17 protein-coding genes are annotated in these 26,479 nt (G+C 59.1%); 12 read left to right on the top strand and 5 right to left on the bottom strand.

Features of this window, described 5'->3' with window-relative positions:
* The first annotated feature begins 149 nt into the window (after positions 1 to 149).
* The 4 genes from hpt (at position 150) to Mal15_RS08355 (ending at position 4,335) form a co-directional block, all read left to right on the top strand.
* On the top strand, positions 150 to 695 hold the full coding sequence (gene hpt / locus Mal15_RS08370) for a hypoxanthine phosphoribosyltransferase (RefSeq protein ID WP_147867348.1): 546 nt from the start codon (positions 150 to 152) through the stop codon (positions 693 to 695).
* Positions 696 to 724: 29 nt separating this feature from the next.
* Complete coding sequence (locus Mal15_RS08365) at positions 725 to 2,059, top strand: glycosyltransferase (protein ID WP_147867347.1); 1,335 nt, start codon at positions 725 to 727, stop codon at positions 2,057 to 2,059.
* Complete coding sequence (locus tag Mal15_RS08360) at positions 2,056 to 3,171, top strand: glycosyltransferase family 4 protein (protein WP_147867346.1); 1,116 nt, start codon at positions 2,056 to 2,058, stop codon at positions 3,169 to 3,171. The genes Mal15_RS08365 and Mal15_RS08360 overlap by 4 nt, the downstream gene beginning before the upstream one ends.
* 612 nt (positions 3,172 to 3,783) lie before the next feature.
* Positions 3,784 to 4,335, top strand: coding sequence for a hypothetical protein (locus tag Mal15_RS08355; RefSeq protein ID WP_147867345.1), 552 nt, complete (start codon positions 3,784 to 3,786; stop codon positions 4,333 to 4,335).
* A gap of 92 nt (positions 4,336 to 4,427) precedes the next feature.
* On the opposite strand, the gene Mal15_RS08350 is transcribed toward Mal15_RS08355, so the two are convergent.
* Positions 4,428 to 5,360 (bottom strand): glycosyltransferase family 2 protein, encoded by a 933-nt coding sequence (locus Mal15_RS08350; RefSeq protein WP_147867344.1) that lies wholly within the window; start codon positions 5,358 to 5,360, stop codon positions 4,428 to 4,430.
* 239 nt (positions 5,361 to 5,599) lie between these two features.
* Here Mal15_RS08350 and Mal15_RS08345 point away from each other — a divergent pair, with 239 nt between their 5' ends.
* Entirely contained in the window at positions 5,600 to 6,262 is a 663-nt protein-coding gene (locus Mal15_RS08345; RefSeq protein WP_147867343.1) for a hypothetical protein, read from the top strand.
* A gap of 130 nt (positions 6,263 to 6,392) precedes the next feature.
* On the opposite strand, the gene Mal15_RS08340 is transcribed toward Mal15_RS08345, so the two are convergent.
* A complete protein-coding gene (locus Mal15_RS08340; RefSeq protein WP_147867342.1) occupies positions 6,393 to 6,836 on the bottom strand; it encodes an RbsD/FucU family protein in 444 nt (147 codons plus the stop codon).
* Positions 6,837 to 6,897: 61 nt separating this feature from the next.
* On the opposite strand from Mal15_RS08340, the gene Mal15_RS08335 reads away from it, so the two are divergent.
* From Mal15_RS08335 to Mal15_RS08310, 6 genes are all read left to right on the top strand, one after another.
* On the top strand, positions 6,898 to 8,019 hold the full coding sequence (locus Mal15_RS08335; protein WP_147867341.1) for a site-2 protease family protein: 1,122 nt from the start codon (positions 6,898 to 6,900) through the stop codon (positions 8,017 to 8,019).
* A gap of 201 nt (positions 8,020 to 8,220) precedes the next feature.
* The gene (locus Mal15_RS08330) at positions 8,221 to 8,967 is read left to right on the top strand and encodes an OB-fold-containig protein (protein ID WP_147867340.1); all 747 of its coding nucleotides are present in this window, start codon (positions 8,221 to 8,223) and stop codon (positions 8,965 to 8,967) included.
* Positions 8,967 to 11,114 carry a flotillin family protein gene (locus Mal15_RS08325; RefSeq protein WP_147871909.1) on the top strand — a complete coding sequence of 716 codons (2,148 nt, stop codon included), beginning with the start codon at positions 8,967 to 8,969 and terminating at the stop codon, positions 11,112 to 11,114. Before Mal15_RS08330 ends, Mal15_RS08325 begins: the two co-directional genes overlap by 1 nt.
* A gap of 193 nt (positions 11,115 to 11,307) precedes the next feature.
* Positions 11,308 to 16,560 carry a DNA repair ATPase gene (locus tag Mal15_RS08320; protein WP_147867339.1) on the top strand — a complete coding sequence of 1,751 codons (5,253 nt, stop codon included), beginning with the start codon at positions 11,308 to 11,310 and terminating at the stop codon, positions 16,558 to 16,560.
* A gap of 160 nt (positions 16,561 to 16,720) precedes the next feature.
* Positions 16,721 to 17,785 carry a peptidoglycan-binding domain-containing protein gene (locus Mal15_RS08315; protein ID WP_147867338.1) on the top strand — a complete coding sequence of 355 codons (1,065 nt, stop codon included), beginning with the start codon at positions 16,721 to 16,723 and terminating at the stop codon, positions 17,783 to 17,785.
* 379 nt (positions 17,786 to 18,164) lie between these two features.
* Positions 18,165 to 19,760: a hypothetical protein gene (locus tag Mal15_RS08310; protein ID WP_147867337.1), complete on the top strand. Its 1,596-nt coding sequence runs from the start codon at positions 18,165 to 18,167 to the stop codon at positions 19,758 to 19,760.
* Between the two features lie 78 nt (positions 19,761 to 19,838).
* Here Mal15_RS08310 and Mal15_RS08305 read toward each other — a convergent pair whose 3' ends face one another.
* Positions 19,839 to 21,167 carry a fatty acid desaturase gene (locus tag Mal15_RS08305; RefSeq protein WP_147867336.1) on the bottom strand — a complete coding sequence of 443 codons (1,329 nt, stop codon included), beginning with the start codon at positions 21,165 to 21,167 and terminating at the stop codon, positions 19,839 to 19,841.
* 295 nt (positions 21,168 to 21,462) lie between these two features.
* Here Mal15_RS08305 and Mal15_RS08300 point away from each other — a divergent pair, with 295 nt between their 5' ends.
* Complete coding sequence (locus tag Mal15_RS08300; RefSeq protein WP_147867335.1) at positions 21,463 to 23,097, top strand: sulfatase-like hydrolase/transferase; 1,635 nt, start codon at positions 21,463 to 21,465, stop codon at positions 23,095 to 23,097.
* A 230-nt stretch (positions 23,098 to 23,327) separates the two neighbouring features.
* Here the strand turns inward: Mal15_RS08300 and Mal15_RS08295 are convergent, their stop codons facing one another.
* Positions 23,328 to 24,677 (bottom strand): Gfo/Idh/MocA family protein, encoded by a 1,350-nt coding sequence (locus Mal15_RS08295; protein ID WP_147867334.1) that lies wholly within the window; start codon positions 24,675 to 24,677, stop codon positions 23,328 to 23,330.
* 250 nt (positions 24,678 to 24,927) lie between these two features.
* Positions 24,928 to 26,331, bottom strand: a complete 1,404-nt coding sequence (locus Mal15_RS08290; RefSeq protein WP_233903532.1) for a sulfatase — start codon at positions 26,329 to 26,331, stop codon at positions 24,928 to 24,930.
* Positions 26,332 to 26,479: the final 148 nt, after the last annotated feature.

The following is a 26,479-nucleotide window of genomic DNA, read 5'->3' as shown; positions in this document are numbered from 1 at the left end:
GTCGGCCGCCGGTGTATCGTTCATCGGCGTTTGGCCGCGTTTGATCCGCAAATTGCTGGACCGAATCGCACCGAAACCCCAAATCGCCCATTTTGCCAGTTAATTGAGAGTTTGCCGCAGGGAGCGCGTCTGGTTTGGACGCGAAACGGATGCGTATTTTGCTTGATGAAAACCAGTTGCAGGCCGGCGTCGAACGGCTCGCGACCGAGATCGATCGTTTTTATGGGGAAAAACGCCCGCTGACGGTGATCGCCGTGATGACCGGCAGCTTGGTCCTGTTTGCCGACCTGATCCGACGCCTGTCGATGCCGCAACGAGTTGGCGTGATCCAGGCGTCGAGTTATCGTGGGGGGACCGAATCGGGTAGCCTGGAGGTCAACGCCAACATGCTGATCGATGTCAAAGACCGCGACGTTCTGCTGGTCGATGACATTTTTGACACCGGCCGGACGCTGGATCGGCTGTCCGGCATGATCAAGGATTTGGGGGCCAAGTCGACCAAGACGGCGGTGCTGTTGCACAAACATCGCGAACATGCCGTCTCGCTCCGCCCGGATTTCGTCGCCTTTGAAATCCCCGATGAGTTTGTCGTCGGCTATGGATTGGATTACATGGACATGTATCGCAACCTGCCCTACCTGGCTGTCTTGGAAACGCACGAGATCGAAGCGACCGAGCACAAATCGAAACAGTGAATGGTTTGGAACGCCCCGTCCGTGTTCTGATGATCGGTCGACACTTTTGGCCGCACGGTTCGCTCGATTCGGCCGGCCATCTGATGGAACTCGCCACGGGGTTCAAGCTGGCTGGCGTTCACGTTTCGGTGGTCACACCCAAGCACGCGGCGTCGTGGGCCGAGCGTTTTTCGTTTCGCGAGTGCCAGGTGTATCGGCCGATTCGGATGTTCCGAACCGGTTGGACGGCGCGCGGCGATCGCACATCGTCACGCTACATCCGCTACCTGCGCGATTGGATCGAGTCGAATCCGGTGGCGTGCGACATGGTCTATTGTGACTCCGGTCGTGAAGAAGCGATTGCGGCGGTGGAAGCCGCCCGGGCGATCAAGGTACCCTCGGTCGTGCGTCTGGCCGGTCACGGCAGTTGCAGCGATCTGGAGTATCACCTACACAGCCGGACCGGTCGTCGCTGTCGCGCGGCCGTGATGGAAGCCACTGCGGTGGTGGTCGACAGCGCGTCGGCTCATCGCCGCTGGTTGGCCGACGGCGGCGACCGAGAGCGGGTGCATCGGATTCCGGTCGGCATCGGCCCGGCACCCGACCGAGGCTGGTCCAGCCCCAAACGGTTGCGGCGGGCGATGGCACGGATCAACGGCGATCTGTTTGTCCCCGATTCCTGTTCGGTCGTCCTGTCCGTCGAACGACTCGATCGCAGCTCCGGTGTCATGACGCTGGTCAAATCGGCCTACTCGCTGGCGCAAAAAATCCAAGGGCTGCAGTTTTGGATCGTCGGCGACGGTCCGCTGCGCGAAACCATCTATGCACAGCTCCGCAGCGACGGGCTGCGGCAATCGATGGCGATGCCGGGATCGTTCTCTTCGGCCGACGACGTTTTCTCCGCCGCCGACTTGATGGTCCATGCCGGTGACGAAGGGTTTGAACATCAAATTCCGACCGCCATCGCCGCCGGATTGCCGTTGATCCTGGCCAACACCGAAACGGCCCGCGAGTTTTTCGGCGTGACCGACTCCGACGTCCAAACGTGGATCCTGCGTCGCCGCGCTGTCACGATCGATGCTGGCGACGCGGAGCGGGCCGATGCTGATGCGTCTCATCCCGACGATCCCCCGGCGGTCGACAACGCCGGTCGCTGCGTGTGGTGGTTCGATCCCAAGCAACCCAAGACCCTGCGTTTTGCCATCGAACAGATCGTCGATAACCTCCAACAGGCACGGCGGAGGGCTCAGCAAGCGCGACGCGTCATGCAACGGACACGGTCGCGATCCGAATCCATCGAGCGTTTTGTGACGCTGTTTCGACAACTCGCCAGCGGCCAGCCCCGCCGTCACTCCGATCCGACGTCGATGGAAAACGCTCAATGAAACTTCGAATCGCACTGATCATCCCGACGATGGATCAGGGGGGCGCCGAAAAGCAGCTCGCATTATTGGCCGAAAACTTGCCTCACGACGAGTTCGAGGTGCACGTCTACTTGCTGACGCGTGACGGCCCACGCAGCCGATCGCTGCGTGACAGTGGTATCCCGGTCACGGTGATCGGCAAACGGTTCAAAGCCGATCCGACCGCCCTGTTTCGCTTGCGTCGTCTGTTGAAGGAATGGTCACCGGACGTGGTCCACACCTGGTTGTTCGCCGCGAACAGTTTTGGACGCACCGCCGCTGTGATGGCCAAGGTGCCGGTGATCATCGCCAGTGAACGCTGCGTCGATCCCTGGAAATCCTGGTGGCACTTCTGGATCGATCGTGTCTTGGCACGCCGCTCCACCGCGATCACGACCAACAGTTCAGGCGTGGTGGAATTTTACGCCGACCATGGGATCTCACCGAATCTGTTTCATGTGATCCCCAATGGAATCCCAGAGCGATCGGCGACGTCGATCACTCGCGGGCAGGCACTCGAGCGCCTGGGAGTGTCCGCCGATCGAAAGCTCATCATGGCCGTCGGTCGACTTTGGCCGCAAAAACGGTATCGCGACTTGATCTGGGCCGCCGAATTGATCGCCTGCACCCGCGGCGACACCACGCTGGTCGTGATCGGCGACGGCCCGCAAAAAGCGGAACTGCTGCGTTTTCGCGATGCCGTCACGATCCCCGAACATGTTTGCTTCGTCGGCCAACGTGACGATGTGCCCGAATTGCTGCCGCACGCGGACCTGTTTTGGATCGGCAGCGAATACGAGGGCCAGAGCAATGCGGTGATCGAAGCGATGCAAGCCGGACGGCCGGTGATCGCATCGGAGATTCCCGGCAACCGCGATTTGATCCGCCACGACGAAACCGGGCGGCTGGTCCCGGTCGGCGATCGCGCCGCTTTCGCCCGGGAATCGTTGGATTTGCTGGACCATCCCGAAACGGCCGAGCGACTGGGAAACGCCGCCCGGCGACGGATCGAAGAGGCGTTTTCGGTCGAAAAAATGGTTCAGCGGCACGCCCAACTCTATCGCCAGCTGCGATCGCAATTCGAGGCGCGGTAGTGCTGCGTTCCAATTCGATGGACGGGTTCACGGGTGGGAGCGCGAAAAGGGGTCAGGTACCAAAAACCAAATGGCCCGAAGGGTGCTTCGCATTTTTGGTACCTGACCCCTTTTCGCTCGCGCATTTTTGGTACCTGACCCCTTTTAGCTCGGCCAATTGGAACAGCGTGGTAGTCAATCTTTGGGCGAAGAAGTCCACGGACTGGCGAATTGACGGCAAATCCTGATAAGGCATTCCGTTCGTAACGATCAAGGCAAGGCCGGAGCGACGAAAATGATTTGAAACCTCGGTTTTGCTTCAGTTGCAAGTTGAGCGGCGGCAAACGACAGATACCATCAGGGCATCGTTGGACGACTTGGTCGGCCCGCCTGGGCCCCCGACGGGCTCTTTGCCGACCGGTCAACCGATCCTTTGCCCCAGCCTAGTGCTCTGTCAGCGTCAAATCCTTGGTTTGCGTAAGTCGAGCGGAAAAGGGGTCAGGTACCAAAAACCAAATGGCCCGAAGGGTGCTTCGCATTTTTGGTACCTGACCCCTTTTCCGCGGCACCCCAAGTTTAATAGTTGACGAAGTACGAGCTGCCTCCCCCCCCAGCCAACCGGTTTAGATGGACATGCGAGAAACCCGCCGACAAGCGATCGACGAAGTCGAGTTGATGTTGGCCAATGCCAGGCTTCGGGACGAGTTGGAGCCGTATCGCGATGAGTCGATCGAATCGTCGATCAACCGGATGTCGCTGCAGGCCGAGAACGAATACCTGGCGTCGATGCTGGCTTGGGAGCGTGCCCCGGCACTGCCGATTTCCGATTGGTTCTCCCCGCCGCTGCACTTGCTGCCGCCCGACGCGCTGGGAGATTCACAACTGGCACATCGGCTGAAAAAGACGATTCAAAAACTGTACAGCATGAACATCGTGTTGCGGTGCACCGATCACCTCTGTGACCGGGAACTGTACACGATCATCTATCGCGACATCTTGCCCTGTTGCGAAAAGAAGGTCGATGTCCCAGGCAAGGCACTCGAATGGATGTGCGTCGAGGACACCGAGACGTGGCTGCGGTATTACGCCAGCCCGGTCGAACGACGCCGCTATCAAGAAGAATACGATTGCGAGTTGCCGCCTTCGGAAACCCCCAAGCACCGTCGCAAGCTGCCCGGCAATTAGTCAGGACTTGGCTAGGCTGACGTAGCTACGCTCGCCAGAGCGTGGAGAGGCCGGGGAACCACCTTCTGGCGAAGGTAGCTACGACACATATCTTATCTGCGATCAGGCAGCATCAACCGCGGCAATCGAACCAGCACTCTGCCGCCGCCGGCAAACGCCCGCGACAACCAACCGGGGTTGCGGTAACGCCACATGCACGCCAAGGCCGCGACGCCGTCCTTCCAGGTGATTTTCTTGCCTTCGTCGTAGCTGCGGTACTGGTACCCCGTGGGAACTTCGGCGATCGTGACCCCGCGGTCGGCGATCTTGCCGGTGATTTCGGGCTCGAATCCGAACCGACATTCGCGGATTCGAATCGATCGCACCAGGTCGCCGCGGAACGCTTTGTGGCAAGTCTCCATGTCCGTCAATTGTTGGCCGGTCATGCAGTTGCTGATCGCCGTCAGGGCCCAATTGCCCAGCCGATGAACGAGTGACGGGTCATCGCTGCCGTCCAGATACCGCGATCCGTAGACGGCATCGGCCTGGCCGGATTGAATCGGCTTGATGACCTGCAGCAAGTCGATCGGGTCGTACTCGGTATCCGCATCTTGGATCGCAACGATCGTTCCGCGACTGTGTCGTATCCCCATTCGGACCGCGGACCCTTTGCCGTGGTTTCGTCCGCGCAACAAGATCGTGCGATTGGCACGTGGGGCAAGTGATGCCAACCACTGCGTCGTGCCGTCGGTGCTGGCATCATCAATCACGATCGTCTGCGTCCGCTCCGAAAACACTTCGTCGATACGCTCCAGGATTTTCGGCAACGTCTCGCGTTCGTTGTAGACCGGAACGATCACGCTTAGATCAAACGCACACTTGCCGTCCTGCTCGATCCGGCGACACGCCTGTTCGACTTCGCGCAGCGTTGTTTCGACTCGATCGATCACGTCCGTTGGTCCTTTCTCGAGTAGGGCAGGTTGAAATCCATCGGCGATTCCTGCGGTGCTCGATCGTGTTTCGGTTGGATTGGATTGTTCACTCATGTAGCTACGTCGGGTGTCTCATCAGTTCGGGCCTCACTTCCCAAGGTTGCGACGCGATCCGGTGGCACGCCCGATGGACCGGCCCAACGGTGGTGATGGCTTGCCGTCAATCTGCCGGTTGGTCCGATTGACGGGGTCATCGGGCCGGCGATCCCGTCGTCGCGTCGATCGCTTCGAAGTGGTACGCTTTACAGCTCCCCGCAAGATCCTGATACGACTTACGAAATTGCCCTGCGCGCATGACTATTGAACCGATCTACTTGCTGATCGCACTGTTGCCGCTGATCGCGTATTTGCTGTTGCTGGGGGTGATTCGCATCAGCGGTCGCGTCTTGGTCACGACGGGCGGCCGCGACATCGCTGCGCTCGGGTTTTCGGTCGCCGGGTGGGTCGCGATCGGCCCTGGCGAATTGTTTTTTCCAAAGGCTGCTGCCGGGGTCTTCGGCGGCTGGGTCTGGCTGGCGCTGGCGACGTTTTACGGGTTGATCGTTTCGTTGTTGGCGTTGACGGCGCGGCCTCGACTGGTCGTGTATGGTCGGACGCCCGAACAGATGTTGACGCCGCTGCTGGAAGCCGCCTTGGAGCTCGATTCAGAGGCGAGCTGTGACCGGGAAACGCTGCAGGTGTATCTGCCAAACCTGCGCGTTCACCTGAGAGCGTCAGGTCACCAAGCGATCGACACCACGTCGATTGAATCGTTCGAACCGATTGCAGCCGCAGCATTTTGGGGAAAACTACTTGGGCATCTCCGCGACAAAGCCGCGGCGACCACGGCTCCCGCCCCACGCCGCGGCGGCACGATGATCGCCGTCGCGCTCGCGATCGGGACCCTTGTCGTTTGGCGAGCCGTCGCGGAACGCCAGCAGGTCGTCGAAGGGTTCCGCGAATGGCTGTGGCGCTGACGAGGCGACGAGTCCATGCGTGTTGCGCAGCCGCGAGAACTCCTCGCGTCGCCCACGACTGTTCACCCGACGATTTAACAGAATCCCGGCAGCCTATCCCCCCGGCAGCCTATCCCACTGAAATCTGCCCCTACATCCGCACCCCGACGCTGAGCAGGATGTTGGCGTAACGTTGCTGGTCGGCCGTTTGAATGGTCAGCACGTGGTCTTCGGTGCTGACCGCTTTGTAGAAATCCCACTTCTCGATCGGCTCCAGTTCCAGATCCAAGCCCTCGGCTTTGATCGTCGCGCGGTAGTCGTCCCACACCGGCGGATCGCCGTCCAAAGCGTAGGGGCCCTCGGTTTCGGTCTTCATCGTTTGGATCGCTTCGACCGGGATGGCCGACAAGACCGCTTCGAGGACCTGATTGCAGGTCGGGACGCCGGGCATTAGATTCAAACTGACCAGCTCGGCTCGGGGGCCGCGTTTACTCGCTGCGGGGTAGTTTCCGTCGGCGATCAAAATGGTGCTATGGTGCCCCGAGGCTGCCAGGATGGAGGAGATCTGGGGGTGAATCAGTTTGTGGCGTAACATAGTGTGATGCGTTTGGAGAACAGACGGAAACCAACGGACTTTACAAACGGGCCGACCCAACGTGTGGCGACGACGACTTAAACTGGGAACTTACTTTCGAATCGGCGTCTACGTCCACTGGTCGTTCGCCCTTTTGGTCGCCTACGTGGCCTATGCAGGATACCAGGACGGCGTCGTCGGGACGGTCTTCGGCGTCACGCTTTTGTTGGGCATGTTTCTGTGCGTGACGCTGCATGAATACGGCCACGCCTTGATGGCCCGGCGGTTCGGCATTGAAACGATGGACATCACGCTGTTTCCCATCGGCGGTGTCGCTCGTTTGATGAAGATTCCGCGGATCCCCTGGCAAGAATTCTTGGTGGCGGTCGCCGGCCCGGCGGTCAATGTCGTCATCGTGTTGTTCTTGGCAGCCGTCTTGTTCGTCTTTTCCGGGTTCGGGTTGCCATCGCTGGGCGAATTAGTGACGCAACCGGACGCCATCGATCGTTACATCGAAACGCTCAATTCGCCGACGCCGCTGGGCTATTTGATGAGCATGATGTTGGTCAACACGGCACTGATTCTGTTCAACATGATCCCCGCGTTTCCGATGGACGGAGGGCGGGTGCTGCGCAGCATTTTGGCGATGGGAATTGAATACCGCCGGGCGACGCGGATCGCGTCCTACATCGGCGTGGTGTGCGCGGTCGTGATGGGTTCGTTGGCGTTGTACAACGGCGTGGTCACGGCCGGATTGATCGCCGTGTTTATCTGTTACGCGGGGCTGTCCGAAGCGCGACAGGTCGATGCGATCGAACCGCTACGGGATCTGACGATCCGCGATGCGATGCTGCACCAGCCGCCTTTCCTGACGATGGAAACCGAACTCGGGGAATTGCTGCCGACGCTGCGATCGTGCCCGACGACCGCCGTGCCCGTCGTCGGTCTGGACGATTTTGTCGTCGGCATCCTGGCCCTGGAAGATGTATCGGCGGCGCTGCGCGAGGGCGCCGATCCGACGACCACGGTCGGCCAACTGGCGCGTCACGACGCGCCAATCCTGTCCCCGGAGGAATCGCTGGAATCCGTCGTCACGCGGCCGTTGGACGGTTGTCGGCAATTCGCCGTCGCCGACGATCGCGGTCGCCTGGTCGGGTTGCTGGATCTGGACACGCTCCGCGTCCGCTCGGGCCTGGTCGGCTAGTCGTCGACTGCGGTGCAAGTTGCGGGTGCGTGTCGTAGCGGAAGCCGCCAAGGCTTTCGGCGCCCCGTGTGGCGTCGCCGCGCCGGACAGCCGACGTCTTCAAAGTTTTCGTCTTTCTGGGGAACGCTGCGCCCCGCCGGCGGCCTGAAAATGCCCTACGCTAACGAGTCGGTTTAGGAATCGCATGACTCTTGCCTGGGCATGACCGCTGTGGAAGAAGTGCTGACAGATCTCGCCAATCGAATGTTCGTCGGTCCCGTCTGGCCGGCGTCGATTCTGGTTTGCCTGATGGTGATGTACACCCTGGTGGCCTTGGTCGGGTTGATCGAATTGGATTTGGGGGCGCCTGACATCGATCTGGACGCCGACTTGGACATGGACGTGGACCTCGGCACGCCGGATTTGGACGCGGTCGATTTCGATGTCGCCGGCGGCGATGCCGAAGTCGGACATCCGGTCGGCCTCGATTTCCTGGGCGGGTTTGCGGCCACGACGGTCCGCTGGTCCAACTTCGGACGCGTGCCGTTGGTGATCTGGTTCGGGGCGTTCACCGTCCTGTTCTGGATGGTCTCCTACGGCCTCTGGCACGGATTCGACGCCTCACGGTATCAACCGATCTGGCTGCCTTCGGTCCTGCTGGCGGCGCGCAACTTTGTCATCGCCGTGGTGGCGACCAAGTTCGTCACCCAGCCGGTGGTCGGAAAGTTTTCGCCCGAGCCCGGTTACGACAAAGACCGGTTGCTCGGGGCGACATGCGAAATTTCGTCGATCGAGGCATCCCCCAGCTTTGGGCAAGCTAAGTTTCGGACGAATGCCGCTCCGCTTTTGTTAAATGTCCGCACAACGGGGGCAGTGATTCCGAAAGGGACGGAAGTGCGGATTACAGAGTTTGACCCAACCAAACGGATCTACACCGTTACTGAACTTGAACCGGAGAACCAATCGTGATGACTTGGAGTACTCTTGCGACCCCGCTGCTGGCCGAAGGCCTGCTGACGAGTGTCCTGATCGGCGTCGGGATTCTCTTTGTGGTGCTTCTAGGCATCGTCGCGACCATCAAGAAGTGTTACATGGTGGTCGGCCCGGACCAAGCGATCGTCAAAACCGGGATGGGCAAGATGGATGTCGTCACCGGCAACGGCATGTTGATCGTCCCGGTGATCCATCGTTACGAACTGATGGACCTGTCGCTGAAAAGTTTTGAAATCAGCCGCCAGGGCAGCGAAGGTTTGATCTGTAAAGACAACATCCGCGCGGACATCAAAGTCGCCTTCTTCATCCGCGTCGACAGCAGCGAAGAAGAGATGAAGGAGGTCGCCGCATCGATCGGCGCCCGTCGCTGTTCGGAACTTGAAACACTTCGTGAACTGTTCGACGCCAAATTCTCCGAAGCATTAAAGACGGTCGGCAAGCAATTTGACTTTGTCGAACTGTACGACGAACGCGACAAGTTCAAGGACGAAATCCTGAAGGTCATCGGCACCGACTTGAACGGATACCGGCTCGACGACGCGGCGATCGATTATCTGGAACAAACTCCCCTGGAACTGCTCTCGCCCAACAACATCCTGGACGCCGAGGGGATCAAGAAGATCACCGAACTGACCAGTGCCGAAAAGGTCAAGGAAAACCAGTTCACCCGCGACAAGGAAAAGACGCTCAAGAAGCAGGACGTCGAAGCCGAAGAGACCATCCTCGCGTTGGAGCGCCAACGCGTCGAAGCGGTTGAGAAACAGAAACGCGAAATCGCCGAAATCACCGCCCGCGAACAGGCCTCGGCCCGAAAGGTCGAAGAGGAACAGCGACTGGAAGCCGAACGGGCCCGGATCGCGACCGAAGAAGAACTCGGCATCGCCTCGGAGAACCGAGACCGTCAAATCCTGGTCGCCCAGCGGAACAAGGAAAAAACCGACGCCGTCGAACTCGAACGCGTCAATCGAGACCGTGACCTGGAAGCCACCGAACGCCTGCGGGTGGTCGGCGTCGCCGAAGTCGAAAAGGAAAAGGCGATCGAAACCGAAAAGCGAAACATCCAAGAGGTGATTCGCGAACGCGTCGCCGTCGAACGAGCGGTCGTCGAAGAGCAAGAACGCATCAAGGACACCGAAGAAATCGCCAAGGCCGAGCGAGCAAAAAAGGTTCAAATCACTGCGGCGGAAATGAAGGCCGAAGAAGAGCTGATTCGCCAAACCAAGTTGGCCCAAGCGGAAAAGGAATCCAGCGAGCTGTTGGCCGAAAAGATCCGCATCGAGGCGGAAGCCAAACGCGATGCGGCGGAGAAAGAAACGGCGGCCGCCAAGATGCTGGCCGAAGCCGACGCCGCCAAGGCCGCTGCGGCCGGATTGGCCGAAGCACGCGTGCAAGAAGCCAAAGCGGTCAGCCTGGAAAAAGAAGGGTCGGCCCAAGCGACCGTCCTGGAAAAGAAAGCGGTTGCCGAAGCCAAGGGCATCGAAGCCAAAGCGGCCGCGGTCGAAAAACAAGGCATGGCCGAAGCCAGCGTCGAACTGGAAAAGTATCGCAGCGAGGCGACCGGTATCACCGAAAAGGCCGAAGCGATGAAGATCTTCGACAGCGTCGGAAAGGAACACGAAGAGTTCAAGCTGAAGCTGAACAAGGAAAAGGAAGTCGAGATCGCGGCGATCGATGCCCAGCGTGGCATCGCCGAAAGCCAAGCCGGTGTGGTCGGCGAAGCACTCAAGGCCGCTCGCATCGACATCGTCGGCGGCGACGGCGAGTTCTTCGACCAGATCACTTCGGCCGTCAAGGGCGGAAAAGCGATCGACCGATTCGTCTACAACAGCCGCGTCGCGACCGACATCAAGGACACGTTCTTCGATGGCAACGCGGAGTACTTTCGTGATCAGCTGACGAAAATGATCGGACAGTTCAACTTGGACACCGACGGCGTCAAAGACCTGTCCATCGCGGCGTTGATCGCCAAGATGATGGGCATGGCCGACACCGACGACATGCGATCGCAATTGACCAGTCTGCTCGGGATGGCCGGATCGGCCAACATCGCCGACCAAAAAACCAGCCGACTGCTGGGCGGCAGTTCCGACAATGGTAAAAAACTGAAAGGCGGTTTAGCGTAATCGGCGGCGTCGCGGCCCCTCGCGATCGACCGCGAGGGGCCGTGCTCTCGCTTTGCCCTCCGCTCTGTGAAACGAGTCCGGCGAAGCCTTCCTGTGCCGCCACCGGCGGCCCGGGACTCAGCCCCGATGCCCCCTTGATTCCGTCAGCTGAATTCGCCGCCTGCTTCCCCCATCACCCTCCGGGAGCCAATCCATGCCCGACTCCCAACTCGCCGCCGGCACCTACGAAGTTCTCCGCAATCGTTTGCGTGATGCCGCCGACGACCTGCGTTCCCGGCTTGCCAAACTGAACGAGTCGCGGGCGGAAGTCTTTGGCAATATCGAGACCAAGTTGATCTCGACCGAACGTGTCACCACCGAACACAACTGCGTCCCGCGCGACCTGGTTTCCGTCGGCGATCAGTTCCTGTTCGGATACAACGTCCAGTTCGGATTGAAGACGGAAATCGAACTCTCGGATGTTTTTTCGGCCTACCGGTTCGAAGACAACCAGTTCCACGAGGCGACGTTGGATCTGATCGGTGATTCGCGTTTCCACAACGATTTCAGCGAGCTGTATCGGTTCTACAAAGACACGCGGTTTTCACGGTTCTATCGCTCCGGCCCGATCCTGCACATGGTGTTTCAGGTCGGCAAGACGAACCGCGACATCAAGTCGTTTAAATGGCGGGTCACGTCCGATGCGATCGAGTATATCGACAACCGCAGCGAACACGAAGTCAAAGAGCCCGCCCAGCACGAGTTTCGCTGGACGCGCACGACCCGCGATCAACATCACTACGGTGAACACCCCCACATCTCGATCGAAGACATCGTGTTTGTGGAAACCGTCGGCGGTGACCTGACCATCAAGGTCGAAAACAACACCAGCAGCGGCGAAGGCATCTATGCCGAACCGGTCGATAACCCCGACCAAACGCTCGATGACGCGGAAATCTACTACGCGGTCTTGGGCAACCTGGTGTTGCTGAAAATGAAACCTTACCAGGAAGACCGCTTCCGGTACCTGGTTTTCAACAGCAAGATCCAGCAGGCGATCCGATTGGACGAAATCGCCGAGGCCTGCGTCATGCTGCCGGGCGACCAAGGGCTGATCTTCCCCGGCGGCTACTACCTGCAAACCGGCGAATTCAAACGGTTCGAAACCGGACTCAGCGACATGCGTTATCAACGCACCGTCGCCGCCTCCAACGGTGAAGACTACCTGTACCTGTTCTACGCGCCGACCTCCGGGACCTACGTCCAACTGCGCTACAACCTGATCAAACAAACCGTCGACACGCCGCTGATCTGTCACGGACAAACCTTCTTCGAACGCGGCGAGATGGTCTGTTTCCGCGGCCAAGAAGAAGCCCAAAAACACCACGCCGTGCAGATCTGGCAGACGCCCTTCACCGGCCCCAATTTCGTCCCCGAAAACCAAACCGATTCGCTGCTGTTCAAAATCGGCAACAAGGAGATCGTCCGGGGGATGGCCGAGTGCAGCGAACTGCTGCAGCTGATCGACAAAGACGACAGCTACGAGGGCCTGTACGTCGATCTGAACAAGAAATCGTCCGACGTCCTGGACAGCTACTTTTGGATCGACAAGCCGGAAACGGAAAAGCTGGCCGAACCGCTGCAAAAGATTCGCGAAGCGTCCAATGCGGCGGTCGAAGAATTCGACAAGGTCGTCCGGGCCCGGCGCGAGACGGATTCGCGAACCAAAGAGGTCTCCGCGGCGATCGAGGCGCTGATCAAGAAGATCGAACGCAGCCGTTTCGAATCGATCGATGATTTCGTGACCTCGCTGGCCGAACTGCGAACTCAGCGCGGGCACGCTTTGGGGCTGAAGGAACTCCGCTACGTCGATTTGGAACTTGTCGACCAGCTCGAAACCGCCACGGCCGAGCGCAGCGAACGGTTGAGCCGTCGCTGTGTCGACTTTCTGCTCACCCCCGGCGCCCTGGATCCCTACATCAATCGCATCGCCGCGGCCAAGGATCGCGTGGCGGAAGTCGCGACGGTAGCCGAATCGAAGTCGCTGGGCGAAGAAATCGACGCCGCCGCATCGCAGTTGGAATTGTTGACCGAAACGGTCAGCAACCTGCGCATCGACGACGCGACCAAACGCACCGAAATCATCGACGCGATCGGCGACGTGTTTGCCTCGGTCAACCGTGTTCGCAGCGCGCTCAAAGCTCGCACGTCCGAGTTGGTCGGTGTGGAAGGCCGCGCCGAGTTTGCGTCCCAATTGAAATTGTTGGAACAAACCACGTCGGGCTATCTGGACGTCTGCGACAGCCCCGATCGCTGCGACGAATACCTGACCAAGGTGATGGTGCAGCTGGAGGAGCTGGAAGGCAAGTTCGCCGAGTTCGATGACTTTATCGAACAACTGGCCGTCCGCCGCGAAGAGGTTTACGCGGCGTTCGAATCACGCAAGGTGCAACTGGTCGAGAAACGCAACCGCCGCGCCGAGTCGCTGGCCTCGGCGGCCGATCGGATCCTCAAAGGCATCGACAACCGCGTGCGTTCGATGGAGTCGGCCGACGACATCGCGGCCTACTTTGCCGGCGATTTGATGGTCGAAAAGGTCCGCGACATCATCGACCAACTGCAGGAACTCGATGACGCCGTGCGGGTCGGCGATCTGCAAAGCCGGATGAAAACCATCCGCGAGGATTCGGTGCGTCAGCTGAAGGATCGGCAAGACCTGTACGAAGACGGCGGCCACATCATCCGTTTGGGAAAACAGAAGTTCGCCGTCAACACCCAGCCGCTTGATCTGACCACGGTACTGCGCAACGACGCAATGTGCCTGCACCTGACCGGCACCCAGTTTTTTGCACCGCTGGAGGATCCGGCGCTGTCGGACGCCAAGGATCTGTGGAACCAAGAGTTGATCAGCGAAAACCGCGACGTCTACCGCGCGGAATTCCTGGCCGTGGACCTGTTCAACAACCGAAACTCACACGGCCCGGCGTTGACCGCCGAAGCCGTCGACGCCGGCTGGATTCAATCGAAGATCGGTGGGCGATTCGACCAGGGTTACGCCAAAGGGGTGCACGACCACGACGCCGCGATGATCCTCGCTGCGCTGCTGCAGATCGACGCCCGGATCGACCTGCTGGGGCATCCCCCCAGCGTTCGTGCGGCCGGCTTGCTGTGGTTTGAGAAACTGCTGGATTCGAAAACACGCGACGCGATGACCGATTGGATCGGCGGTTTTGCGAAATTGGCCAAAGCCTACCCGCAGGCCGAACCGGCGGTGGAATTTCGTCAGCGGCTGGCCGAATTGGCCCAGCAAGACCATCCACTGTGGGGGCCGCTGTTCGATCACAACGTCACCTCCGAGGGAATCGCCAACTATCTGTTCGACCAATTGGTGCACAACGAACCCGAGGTCGTGTGCAGCGCCCGTGCCGCCGGATTGTACAAAGCGTTCACAGACTCGGTGCCCGAAGTCGATCGTCAAACGCTGCTCGAAGCCGCGATGAAAAGCAATGAAAGCGATCCGGTTCGATCCTTTGTCTTGGCACGCAACTGGGCGAAAGCGTTCTTGGCCAATCACGACGGCGACAACCAAGTCGATCCGGCTCACTACTACCTGGACGAACTGGCGTGGATCATTTTGTCCGGCGACCTCTCACGGCAGCGAATCGCCGAGGTCGAAATCGCGACCTCGCTGGGCGGATTGGTGGGCAACCACGATCGGATCCAAGGCGGCAAGATGGTCGTCCACTATCACGAACTGCTTCGTCGCGTCGGGCGTTACATGTTGGACATCGTACCGCGGTATCGAAAACTGAACGAAACCAAATCCAGGCTCGTCGACGCCGCCCGCGACGACATGCGGCTGGACGAATTCAAGCCACGCGTGTTGACCAGCTTTGTCCGCAACCGTTTGCTGGACGAAGTCTACCTGCCGTTGATCGGCGACAACCTGGCCAAACAAATGGGCGCCGCCGGCGAAAACAAACGCACCGACCGAATGGGGTTGCTGCTGCTAATTTCACCGCCCGGTTACGGCAAAACGACATTGATGGAATACATCGCCAATCGACTCGGGTTGGTGTTCATGAAAATCAACGGCCCGGCGATCGGGCATCAGGTCACGTCCCTCGACCCCGCCGAAGCACCCAACGCCGCGGCCAAGGAAGAAGTCGAACGATTGAATCTGGCGCTCGAGATGGGCGACAACGTGATGTTGTACTTGGATGACATCCAACACACCCATCCCGAGTTCCTGCAAAAGTTCATCTCGTTGTGTGACGCGACACGAAAGATCGAGGGCGTCAGCAACGGCAAAACAAGAACCTATGACCTGCGGGGCCGCAGGGTGTCGGTCGTGATGGCCGGCAATCCCTACACCGAAAGCGGCGAGCGGTTTCAGATTCCGGACATGTTGTCCAACCGCGCCGACGTCTACAACCTGGGCGAGATCATCGGGGATTCTGCCGACGCGTTCGAGATGAGCTACCTGGAAAATTGCTTGACCAGCAACACCACGCTGGCCCCGCTTTCCTCCGCTTCACCCGACGATGCCCGCGCCATCATCCGCGCCGCCGAACGCGACACGATGGAAGGCATCGAACTGCAAGGCAACTTCTCGCCCGACCAGGTCCGCGACATGTACGAAGTGATGCGGAAACTGCTTCAAGTCCGCGATGTCGTGTTGCGGGTCAATCGGGCCTACATCCGCAGCGCCGCCCAGGCCGACGCCTATCGCACCGAGCCGCCGTTCAAATTGCAGGGCAGCTATCGGAACATGAATCGCATGGCGGAAAAGGTCGCCAGCGTGATGAACGCCAAGGAACTGCAATCGCTGATCGTCAGCAGCTACGAACAAGACGCCCAGACGTTGACGACCGACAACGAAGCGAACGTGCTGAAGTTCAAGGAACTGATGGGCATCCTGACACCGGAAGAGAAAGAACGCTGGGATAGCATCAAGTATTCGTTCGTCGAAAGCATCCGCATGCAGGGTCTGGACAGCGAGGACCAGGCGGGACAATTGATGCGTCAATTGGCGTCGATGCGGGACGGATTGGAATCCATTCGCCAGGTCATCTCCCGAGCGATCGCGGCCAGCGGGGACGGCAGCGAAGAACGCATGGATGCGAGAATCGATTCACTGCGTCACAGCCTGACCGCTTCGGCCGATCAACTCGCCGCGACGCTCAAAACAACCGGGGAGCAGCTGCAACGCATCAGCGAACATCAAGCAAACGCCCAACCGCCCGATCAAAAGGTCTTTGTGCAACACAAGGTCCCTCGCGTGTTGGCGGATTTGATCAAAGGACAATTCCACCTGATGCAAGAATGGTTGCGGCCGATCCTGAGCGAATCGATCGACAACGGCCGCGATTTAGAACGGTTAAAAGAGCAACTTGACGCGATGCGGGCGAACTACCGAGAGATCGAATCCACCTTCGACGCCGCTTCGGGCGACGAACCGGCCTGATCGGCGTTTTCTGGTGGATGGGGTTTTCGATCGGTCTGACCGGCAAGCGTCCCGGCCGGCCGGGCGACTGATGTGAAAGATTTTCGAAAAAGCACGAAACAATCCCCCCTTCGCCACGATAACCTGGGTTCATCGCCACCGTTAACGCAAGGGACGAATCATGTCTGCGCACCGCCAAGAGTGCATGGGTTATGGGCTGTTCGGTCGCTGCTCTCCGACGAGTGGTTCGGACGAACCCGGTGGGACGTCGTCCCAAGTTCACATATCGGGTTCGGTCGGGCGGCAAGGGAAGAACCTGCGTGCCGATGTCAAATCGATCCAGCAGGCCCTCAATCAAGTCCCGGTCGGCAAGGGGCGTCCCAACCCGATTCTGGTCGTCGACGGGCTAAACGGCCCCAAGACCGAGCGGGCGATTTACATCTTCCAGAAACATCACTTCGGGGCCGCCCGCGCCGATGCTCGTGTCGATCCCGGGCATCGCACACTGGCCAAGTTGAACGAATTGCAACCGGCTGCGGGGGCGTCCGGAGGCGGATCGGCCGGCGGGGCGGGAGGCGGCGGAGGCTCTGCCGGACCGGGGACGAGTTCGTTCGTGCCGATGACGGATTCGGAAAAGGACGTCATGACGCGCGTCAACGCCGCGGTCAATCGCGCCGAACGCTGGGCGCTCGGCGCCGTCGTCGAACTGCTCAACGCGTTGAAATACCTGGAAGGCACGAAGGCTGAGAAACCGAGCTACGATCTGGTCGACCGCTGCTTCAAAATCAAGAGTTTGTCGACCGAAAAGCAACAGGTGCTCGCGATCAACAAGATCATCAAGATCTTCAATCGCTATCCCCGCGCTCGACGTGCCGTCCGACCGTTCGTGCGAACCGGAGGCAGTTGCACCAATGATGAAGGGCACGCCATTTTCGCCGAAGCCATTCCGGGTGGGTTTCACATGGAGGTCGAAGACTACAAACGGGTCAAGGTCTGCGTCAAAAACATGAAGGGCAAAGATGTCATCTTCATGACCGATGCGATGGTGCACGAAATGGCACACTTGGTCGGGCCTGCCAACGGCAAGGAAAAGATCATGCACGGCGGTCGCAAGAAAGCCGCCTACGGATTGGCCGCGCTCAGCCTGAACCACAGCGAAGCGATGATCTCGGCCTCCAACTACGCGTGGCTGGCCTGGTTGGCCCGATTGCCCAAGTCCGAATGGATGACCAACATCGGCAAATAGATCGCGCGTGTCAGCCTCCGTCTCGGCCGGTCGTTGGTGGGTGGAGAGGTAGGAAGATTTTGGAGGCAAGAAAATTGGCTGAATCGAATGGTGGTGCAATTCATAGTCTTCTTACCCACCGCCCCAATCCGCACGACCGCGACAACCGGCAAACTGTCCCCTTGGGGCCCCAGTTTCCGCCTGGTGAAGTGGGCAAACAGTCAGGCAATTTGGTGAATCTGGCGCGGCGTTCTTGAGTCAAAACAGGGGTTTTTGTACTCTTTTTTTGGCATTTGGCTAATGAACTGCGTAACCTTACACGGTGCCCCTGTAGATGGGCCCCCGATGCGCTCGGTCGATCGCGTTTACACGTTTATTTGCTCCAGAAGGTCTCCTCGCGATGTTTCGCCAGTTCTCCTGCAAACGATTCCCTCGCAGTCTGGTTCTCACCGGTTCCGCTGCCTGTTTTCTGGGCGGATGGGCTTGTCTATCGGGCGGCGGGGCCAGCGCTCAGGATTTTTGCTATCCCCAGGCCTACCGGCTGGAGCCGACGACCTGTTACGAACAGCAGACGGTGCAGCGGATGCGTCCGGTGTACCGGACCGAAATGGTCGAGGAGCAAGTCAAATCGTTCCGCCCGGTTGTCCGCACCCGCACCGAAATGCGTGAAGTCACCGTCCCGGTCAACACCGTCGAAACGTCTTACAAAGAAGAGCGATTCACGGTTTGGAAACCGATCACCGAGACCAGCTATCGCGACGAAACGTACACCGAAACCGAGTACGTCACCGAAACCTCCGAGCGCGAGGAACAGTACACGACGTATCGGCCGGTGACCGAAACGCAGATGTACCAACAGCAATACACGGTCCAGCGGCCCGTGACCGAAACCAGCTATTACGAACAGCAGTACACCGTCCAGCGACCGGTCGTCGAGACGCAAATGCAGACGCAGCAGTACACGACGCTGCGCCCGCAAACCACGATGGTCAACCAGACCGTGGACGCCGGCGGCTACGTCCCCCAAACCACGATCACTCCGGGATCGGTCGGCTACGGCCTGCAGTACCAACGCGGCCTTTACGCGACCCCGGGACCGCTGGGGATCTTTGCCCGTGTCCGCGGCGGTTACGTCGCCAAACCGGTCGTCACGCCGCCCACGGCGCAGACCCAGTACGTCTACCGCCCCAATTACGTCCAACAACAGGTCGCCCAGACGTCGTACATGCCGGTGACCGAGCAGGTCCAGGTGCCCGTCCAAGTCCAACGGATGCAAAGCGAGGTCGTCACCCAAAAAGTCCCCGTCCAAACGACCCGGATGCAGACCGAAGTGGTCACCCAAAACGTCCCGGTCCAGTCAACGCGGATGGTGCCGACGACGATGGTCCGCAAGGTGCCCTACGTCGTTCAACGCCCGGTCACCAAAACCATGACCCGCAAGGTGCCCGTGACCCAACAGCGCTGGATCACCGAAGAGCAAGTTCGCAAGGTGCCGGTGCAAACCAGCAAGATCCGTTACGAAACCAAGAAGGTTCCCCAGACCGTCCAGTACACAGAGTACGAAGAGGTCGTTCAGACGGTCCGCCGTCCGGTCACACGCACGGTCTACGAACCCTACACCGAAACCGTCGTCGTGCCGCGTCAAACCGTGATGCGCGTGCCGATGACCTACTACGACCCCTTCGGCAGCGCGATCACCCACGGGTTCTCCTCGTTCGCCCAATCCAGCGACTCGTCGTCGACCATCGCCCAGCCGGCGTCCAATTCTCAGATGAGTCTGAAGCCGGCCGAAACCTTCGATGGCACGCCGAAAACGGGTTTGAAAAGCATCGAGACGACGCCTGCCGAACCCGCCGTCGACGAGGACGATTCGGTGGAACTGAACCGGCCCGAGCTGGAAGATGACGCGTTGCCCGCACCGAACGGCGACGGCGCATCGATGATCGATGCCGGCTGGAAAATCCAGTGGAACCCGCCGCTGTCGCGAACCATCTGAACGGGGCGTCTGAACGAAGCAAAATCGTTTTGCCCCATCGTTTTGCCCCATCGTTTTGCCAGTTCTATAGCAGCGTGTTCATTCAATCGTGATCTCGGCTGTCTCCGGTCCCTCGGCTAAAACGTTGCTTTCCGCAGATTGCAATCCCTTGTCGCGAAGAAGCTCGGAATTCCGGTACTCCTCGTTGTTGAACGCATCGCGCGTGCCGAACGCAAATTGCAACGCCAACGCGCTGAACGATCGTGTGTGCTTGAGATTGTTGTAGTACTCGGGTGCGATCCGACGCAAACGTCCCAAACGAAACCACGGGATGTAATGAAAGTCATGATGTTCCGTGTGCATGCCAAAGTTAAAGGTGATCCAATTGACCGGCCCGTAGTTGGATGAACTCGGTTGGTAGCACTGATGCCCATGGAAATGCGAATTGCTAAGCATCATTCCGAACGCCAAGGGATGGAGAAATCCGGTCGTGAATAGCGCACTGAGAAACAGGTAGAGCAACGGCACCCAACCGAAGAACGAATACAAGGTGCAGATCAGCGCCAGGGCGACCAAAGGATACGTCACCGCCCACGATTCAATCTTGTAGCGTTTGTAGCCTGACACCAGATGCTCATCCGCCAAAACTGCCAAGGTGAAATCGGTGGGCTTGAGTCGCCGGTGATACAGTGCGGTGACCGCATACACGACCAAGCCCACGACCGCTCGCAGGATTTGGGTGACAAGCATGAACGCCGCCAACGGCCAGAAAAGCGGAGTCGTGATCCAAGTCGTCATCCGTTGCACGCGAGGGCCGGGCGTGTAATTGAAGATTCGGTCTTTCAACGCCAACAGGATACTGCGTCGGCGTTTGACGAAGTCCTTGTTCGATCCCAAATGATTGTGATGAACGTGGTGCTCGATCCACCACGTATGGTGGCCGGGAAACAGCATCGGCAAGGAGGTGAAGGTGAAAAGCCAACGGCTTGCGGCCTTGTTTCGAAAGATCAACCCGTGATTGCACTCGTGCGCGAGATTGAACAGGGCGATGTTGATGATCGCCCCGACACCCCAGGCAACCAAAACAATGATCCACCACGCCCGTCCGACCAAGCTGATGGCGATCCCCAGTTGCAGGGCAACCGCGGCGACGCAAAAAAGGGCCGTTATCGGTGCCGGACCAAAGAGTTGTCGAACCTCCGGATGATCTCGCAGAATGCCTTTGGCGCGGTTGCGATGCCAAACGGCATCCGGTTCGCATTCCTTGTCGACCGGGTCACAAATATCGATTTCAAATCCCGGAAACACAGGAGCCGGAGTGCCCAGAACACGCCAATGAAATGTAGGTGTGAATCCCCCCGGGATCATCTCCCGCGGATCCGATGTCGCCGTCATCAGTTGCTCCTGCAAGAAAGCTCTTTCTGTCATCAAGATCCGGTCAAGTTTTCCGGAGTTCGGACGCGGAGTTCGTGGATCGGACCGCCTGAATCGACTCGATGTCGACGCTGCCTTTCCCCACTCGAGCTCGCTCCTAGATAGCCCCAAATGATACCAATGTTGCGCCCGGTTGGCCAAAAGAACGGCGGTTCGGGTGAGCACACGAACAGTGCTGAAGCGCTAAACGCTGCCCGGGCTCTGCCCCAAAACCGATCGCGGATCGCCGACGAAATCGGAAAGAAAGCTCAGGAAAAACGCGGTAAATCAGCGGGACGACGGAATCTCGATGCAGCCCACAAGCCATGACTTGGCGGTACCTGAGAAAGCCCTCGCTTGGAAACGACCGCGAGACTCGGTCGGTGACCGTGCGGCGAGGTCCGTTTCTACGCCCGATTCGGGGCGATTGAATTTGAAATTCCTTCGAGTGGAGAAGTTCCCGTTGGTCAAAAAAATCGCGTCTGATTCATTGCTTTTCCTGCTTGTTTTGCTCGGTGTCACTACGTGCGTTAGCGGTGCCCAGTCCGCGGCCCCGCGTCCGAATATTGTGCTGATCCTCTGTGACGATCTGGGATACGCCGATGTTGGATTCAACGGTTCCCAAGACATCACCACCCCGGCGCTCGACCGGTTGGCAAAAAACGGCACGATCTTTTCGTCCGCCTATGTGACGCATCCGTTTTGCGGCCCAAGCCGGATGGGGATGCTGTCCGGTCGGTATCCCCACGTGTTCGGCGCGCCCTTCAATCTTCCGCCATCCGGCACCGAGTTTGATCGGTACGACGACGAAGGCATAGCGGTGGAGGAAACATTGATCGCAGCGGTGCTTCAACGCGCCGGCTACTACACCGGCGCGATCGGGAAATGGCATCTTGGATTCGCGCCCCAGTTCCATCCCAACGAGCGTGGATTCGACGATTTCTACGGCTTCCTTGGTGGCGGGCACATGTATTTTCCCGAGCGTTACGGGCCGATCTACCAGCGTCAGAAAAACGCCGGAAAAACGCGGTTTAACGAATACATTACGCCGCTGGAACACAATGGGACGGTCGTTGAAGAGAGCGAGTACATGACCGATGCGTTGTCGCGCGAAGCGGTTCGATTTGTGAACGAAGCCGAGCAGAAACAACAACCGTTCTTCTTGTATCTCGCCTACAACGCCCCGCACACGCCGCTGGAGGCCAAGGAAGACGACCTCGCCAAGTTTGAACACATCGAAGACGAGAAACGAAGAACCTACGCCGCGATGGTGTATGCGGTTGATCGAGGCGTCGGGCGATTGGTCGACGCGCTCAAGGCCAACGGTGCACTCGACAACACGCTGATCGTGTTTCTTAGTGACAACGGCGGAAAGATCGGCGCCGGGGCCAACAACGCGCCGCTGCAACAAGGGAAAGGCAGCGTTTGCGAAGGCGGATTCCGCGTCCCGATGTTCTTTCACTGGCCGGATCAGCTTGCGGCGGCAACGCGTTTTGAACACCCCGTCTCGGCACTCGATTTTTATCCCACGTTCGCGCGACTTGCCGGAGCCACGCTGCCGGCCGAACAAGAATTTCACGGCAAAGACATTTGGGACGCTGTTTCGTCAGGCGAAACGCCGCGTGCGGGCGAATCGATTTTTGCGTTGCGTCATTGGAACGGATTTCACAATGTGGGCATCCGTCGGGATCAATGGAAAGCGCTTAAGCGAGGCCCAAAAGCGTCATGGCAACTGTTCGACATACAGACCGACCTCGGTGAAGTTCATGACCTGAGTTCACAACACCCCGAAATCGTCCGCTCCATGGTTGACGAAGCGAAACGATGGAGCACGACGCACACGCACCCTCGCTGGTTCATCAACGAGCAATCCGAAACCTCGTGGGAGGCAAAGCAGATGCCACGGTACGAGTCGACGTTTGCGTTGCCAGATTCCACGCGTTGACATCGGTTCCATAATCGCTGCAAAACGAATTCGCGTTGATGTTAGCCTCTAGGCGGATGTTAGCCTCTAGGCGATCGTCCAGCTGAGGGCGATGCTATTGTCGAACGTATGATGGCCGTTCCGGGCTGTCGCCCGTGGGGCTCTGCACGACGACCTAGAAAGGACGTCGTACCCTCTCCATCGACCATCGTTTACCAATAGGCCGCATTGGTTCCCTGCGATGAACTTCCCTATGCTTCGGAGGGATGCGCGTAAGGCTTTCGATAAGGTCGTTTCAGCTTGTCGGTCGCTTCGGCATCACCAACGACGATGTGGGTGGCGGGATCAAATTCTAATGACCGTCCGAGTTTCATCGAGACATTCGCCATGATGCAGGATGCACTGGAAATGTGCCCCTGCAGGATGTCGGCGACCGGCTTGGACCGCTTGTCGATCGCATCAAGAAAGTCTCGCATATGACCGCGTATCGCCGACGCGACGTGCAGTTCCAACCGCCAATCCTTTTGATCGGTGACGTCGGTGGGGTACTTGTCGGTTTCGATCAGCTTTTCGCCGGTCAGTTTCTGGCCGCCCCCGCGGGGCGTGAATTCGTACTTGTGCACATCCAGTTTCAACGTGCCCCGGTCGCCGTAGATGATCCCCGCCCACGGCCAATCGGGATCGGGCGCGTTGCCCCAGCTGCGGTGTGTCCAGTTGACGTCCAGTTCGTCGAATTCGAAGCGAGCCGACTGGGTGTCCGAAATGTTCGCCTTGGAATCATGGTCGACGTAGATGCCGCCGCTGCTGCTGATTCGCTGCGGCCATCCCAGGCCCAGTTGCCATCGCACCATGTCCAGCATATGGACACACATGTCACCGACGATCCCGTTGCCGTACTCCATGAACGCTCGCCAGGATCTCGGGTGGACCAATTCGTTGTACGGTCGCATCGGTGCCGGCCCCGTCCAGGTCTCGTAATCCAGATACGCCGGTGGCGCGGTATCCGGCGGGTTCTTCTTCGCTCGCATGTGGTAGTAACAACACACTTCAGCGTGCGCGACGTCACCGAGCAAGCCTGTATCGACCACACGTTGCTTCGCTTCGATCAAGTGCGGCGTACTACGGCGTTGCGTTCCCACTTGGACCACGCGTCCAGTTTCGCGAGCCGCGTCCAACATCGCTTTGCTTTCTAGCACATCGACGCCGGTCGGTTTTTGCACATACACGTCGGCACCGGAGTTGACCGCCGCAATCATCGGTAGCGCATGCCAGTGGTCGGGCGTTGCGACAAGCACGATGTCCAAGTCTTTCTCGGCAAGCATGTCGGTGTATTGGCCATAGGTCCGCGGCCGTTTCTTGGAGACCTGGCGGGAGGCTATCAAATCCGCACATTCGCCCAACATGTTCGAATCGACGTCGCACAGCGAGACGACTTCGACCGGTTCGATGTTCATCAACTGCAGCAGGTCACACTTCCCGTACCAGCCACACCCGATCAAACCGACGCGGCGTTTCTTGTCGCCGGCGGCGGCATAGGCATGGCGACTGGCAACGGCAGATGCGGCGAGCGTGGATGCGGCAATGAACTTTCGGCGATCCATGAGAAGTGCCTGGGGTGTAGGGGACAGTTGATTTAATCAGCCGTATGGCGCGAGCCTACGGGCACCGGTGCGATCTTTTGCTGTTTCGATACCCGTACGCTCGCGCGAAACGGCTGATCCCACGTAGGATCGGATTAAATCAACAGGCCGGTAGGGGACTGGGGGACAAGCCGATTATCGCCGGTCACTTAGTGTCGATCAAGCAACTGGCACGGACTCAAGTCGAAAGGGATCCGGCAACCGCTGGTGTCTAGCCTTTAGGCGATTCCCGGTCGCTGCTTTGCAGCGACAGATCATTGTCGCGAACCTCGGCCAGTTTTCGGGTCAAAGTGGATTGCATGCGTGCCAGCACTTCCTGATAGCGATCATCGCCGGCCAGATTGTCGTAGCCCTGCGGATCGGCGTGCGTGTCAAACAACTCCGTCCCTGCCGATGCGTCTTCTTCGTATTGGATGAAAGCGAATCGATCCTCGCGGATCAAGAATCCTTTCCGCATCGGCGCGACGCTGAATGCGAACTCGCGCACTTGGTGATTGGGGTCGTCCAACATCGCCGAGATGTCTTTGCCTTGCACATGCTTCGGAACGTCCAATCCGCAGAGCGTCGCGACGGTCGGATACAGGTCCAATAATTCGACGAAACTGTGGCAGACCGCCGGCTGCTTTCCGGGAACCCGAATGATCAGCGGCACCCCCGCCGATTCGTCACGCAAGGAAACCTTGGCCCAGAAATCATGCTCGCCCAAATGGTACCCGTGGTCGCTGGTGAAGATCACGATCGTGTTGTCTTCCTGTCCGGATGCCTTCAGCGCATCGAGCACCTTGCCGACCTGGGCATCCATGTACGCGACCGACGCATAGTAGCCTCCGACGGCTTTCTTTTGTCGTCGCAGATCCATCTTCATGTTTGGGCTGGTTTTGTAATTGATACCGGCCTTGGGGATGTCGTCCCAGTCGCCTTCGATCTTGGGCGGCAGGGCGTGTTTGCTGTAGGGCTTGTACGGTGGAAAGTAGGACTTCGGCGCGACGAAGGGGACGTGTGGCCGCACGAATCCGACACCCAACCAAAACGGTCGGTCGCGTTGCTGACGAATCAGTTCACACGCCTTCTTTGCCGTTTTGCCATCGCTATGAACCATGTCGTCCCCATCGGCCTCCACGACGACAAAGGTGTTGCCGCCGACCACGGGTTTCTTGCCGTCGGGATTGCCTTCCAGTGTCTCGCCATCACCCGGAGCGCGCCATTCCGGGCCGGGGCTGTTGAAACGTTCGGTCCAGGACAGTTCGTCGTCGGCTCCGTTGTAATCGCGGCCCGGGCCGTGGTCCTCGATCCCGCCGGGAACGCCCATGTGAAAGATTTTGCTGACCCGCGCGGCGTAGTAGCCGTTGTTCTTGAAGTGCTGGGACCACGTCGCCCGGTCGCCGATTTGTGCCCGCGGGTTCTTGTATCCCAGCACGCCCGTCGCGTGGGGATAGAACCCGGACATGAACGATGCCCGCGAGGGTCCGCAGTAGGTTCCCTGGCAGTAGGCCCGGGTGAATCGCGTTCCGCTGGCAGCCAACGCGTCGATATTGGGCGTTTGGCAGACCGTGTTTCCGTAGCACGACAGTGCGGTGTACGTGAGGTCATCGGAAATGAGGAACAGCACGTTCATCGGCCGTTTCGCTTCCGTCGGCCCGTTTACTTCCGTGGCGGCCACGGTTGGACCAAGGGGCAAACCCAGCAGCAAGATCGCTGTGAACAATTGAAGCAGACGGTTCATCGCAGGTTCATTCCGGCAGGTGGGGCGGGACAAAGAAGGG

The organism is Stieleria maiorica (assembly GCF_008035925.1).
Classification (GTDB): domain Bacteria; phylum Planctomycetota; class Planctomycetia; order Pirellulales; family Pirellulaceae; genus Stieleria; species Stieleria maiorica.
The sequence above is the reverse complement of the archived record's forward strand: the minus strand, read 5'-3'. Positions and strand labels throughout refer to the sequence as shown.

What these genes read in the sequence shown, in the direction of transcription:
- Mal15_RS08350 (WP_147867344.1), bottom strand. Translation starts at nt 5,360, where the DNA reads ATGAGTGAACAATCCAATCCAACCGAAACACGATCGAGCACCGCAGGA.
- Mal15_RS08340 (WP_147867342.1), bottom strand. Translation starts at nt 6,836, where the DNA reads ATGTTACGCCACAAACTGATTCACCCCCAGATCTCCTCCATCCTGGCA.
- Mal15_RS08325 (WP_147871909.1), top strand. Translation starts at nt 8,967, where the DNA reads ATGACTTGGAGTACTCTTGCGACCCCGCTGCTGGCCGAAGGCCTGCTG.
- Mal15_RS08360 (WP_147867346.1), top strand. Translation starts at nt 2,056, where the DNA reads ATGAAACTTCGAATCGCACTGATCATCCCGACGATGGATCAGGGGGGC.
- Mal15_RS08315 (WP_147867338.1), top strand. Translation starts at nt 16,721, where the DNA reads ATGTCTGCGCACCGCCAAGAGTGCATGGGTTATGGGCTGTTCGGTCGC.
- Mal15_RS08295 (WP_147867334.1), bottom strand. Translation starts at nt 24,677, where the DNA reads ATGGATCGCCGAAAGTTCATTGCCGCATCCACGCTCGCCGCATCTGCC.
- Mal15_RS08300 (WP_147867335.1), top strand. Translation starts at nt 21,463, where the DNA reads ATGCAGCCCACAAGCCATGACTTGGCGGTACCTGAGAAAGCCCTCGCT.
- Mal15_RS08355 (WP_147867345.1), top strand. Translation starts at nt 3,784, where the DNA reads ATGCGAGAAACCCGCCGACAAGCGATCGACGAAGTCGAGTTGATGTTG.
- hpt (WP_147867348.1), top strand. Translation starts at nt 150, where the DNA reads ATGCGTATTTTGCTTGATGAAAACCAGTTGCAGGCCGGCGTCGAACGG.
- Mal15_RS08305 (WP_147867336.1), bottom strand. Translation starts at nt 21,167, where the DNA reads ATGACAGAAAGAGCTTTCTTGCAGGAGCAACTGATGACGGCGACATCG.
- Mal15_RS08345 (WP_147867343.1), top strand. Translation starts at nt 5,600, where the DNA reads ATGACTATTGAACCGATCTACTTGCTGATCGCACTGTTGCCGCTGATC.
- Mal15_RS08310 (WP_147867337.1), top strand. Translation starts at nt 18,165, where the DNA reads ATGTTTCGCCAGTTCTCCTGCAAACGATTCCCTCGCAGTCTGGTTCTC.
- Mal15_RS08330 (WP_147867340.1), top strand. Translation starts at nt 8,221, where the DNA reads ATGACCGCTGTGGAAGAAGTGCTGACAGATCTCGCCAATCGAATGTTC.
- Mal15_RS08290 (WP_233903532.1), bottom strand. Translation starts at nt 26,331, where the DNA reads ATGAACGTGCTGTTCCTCATTTCCGATGACCTCACGTACACCGCACTG.
- Mal15_RS08365 (WP_147867347.1), top strand. Translation starts at nt 725, where the DNA reads ATGATCGGTCGACACTTTTGGCCGCACGGTTCGCTCGATTCGGCCGGC.
- Mal15_RS08320 (WP_147867339.1), top strand. Translation starts at nt 11,308, where the DNA reads ATGCCCGACTCCCAACTCGCCGCCGGCACCTACGAAGTTCTCCGCAAT.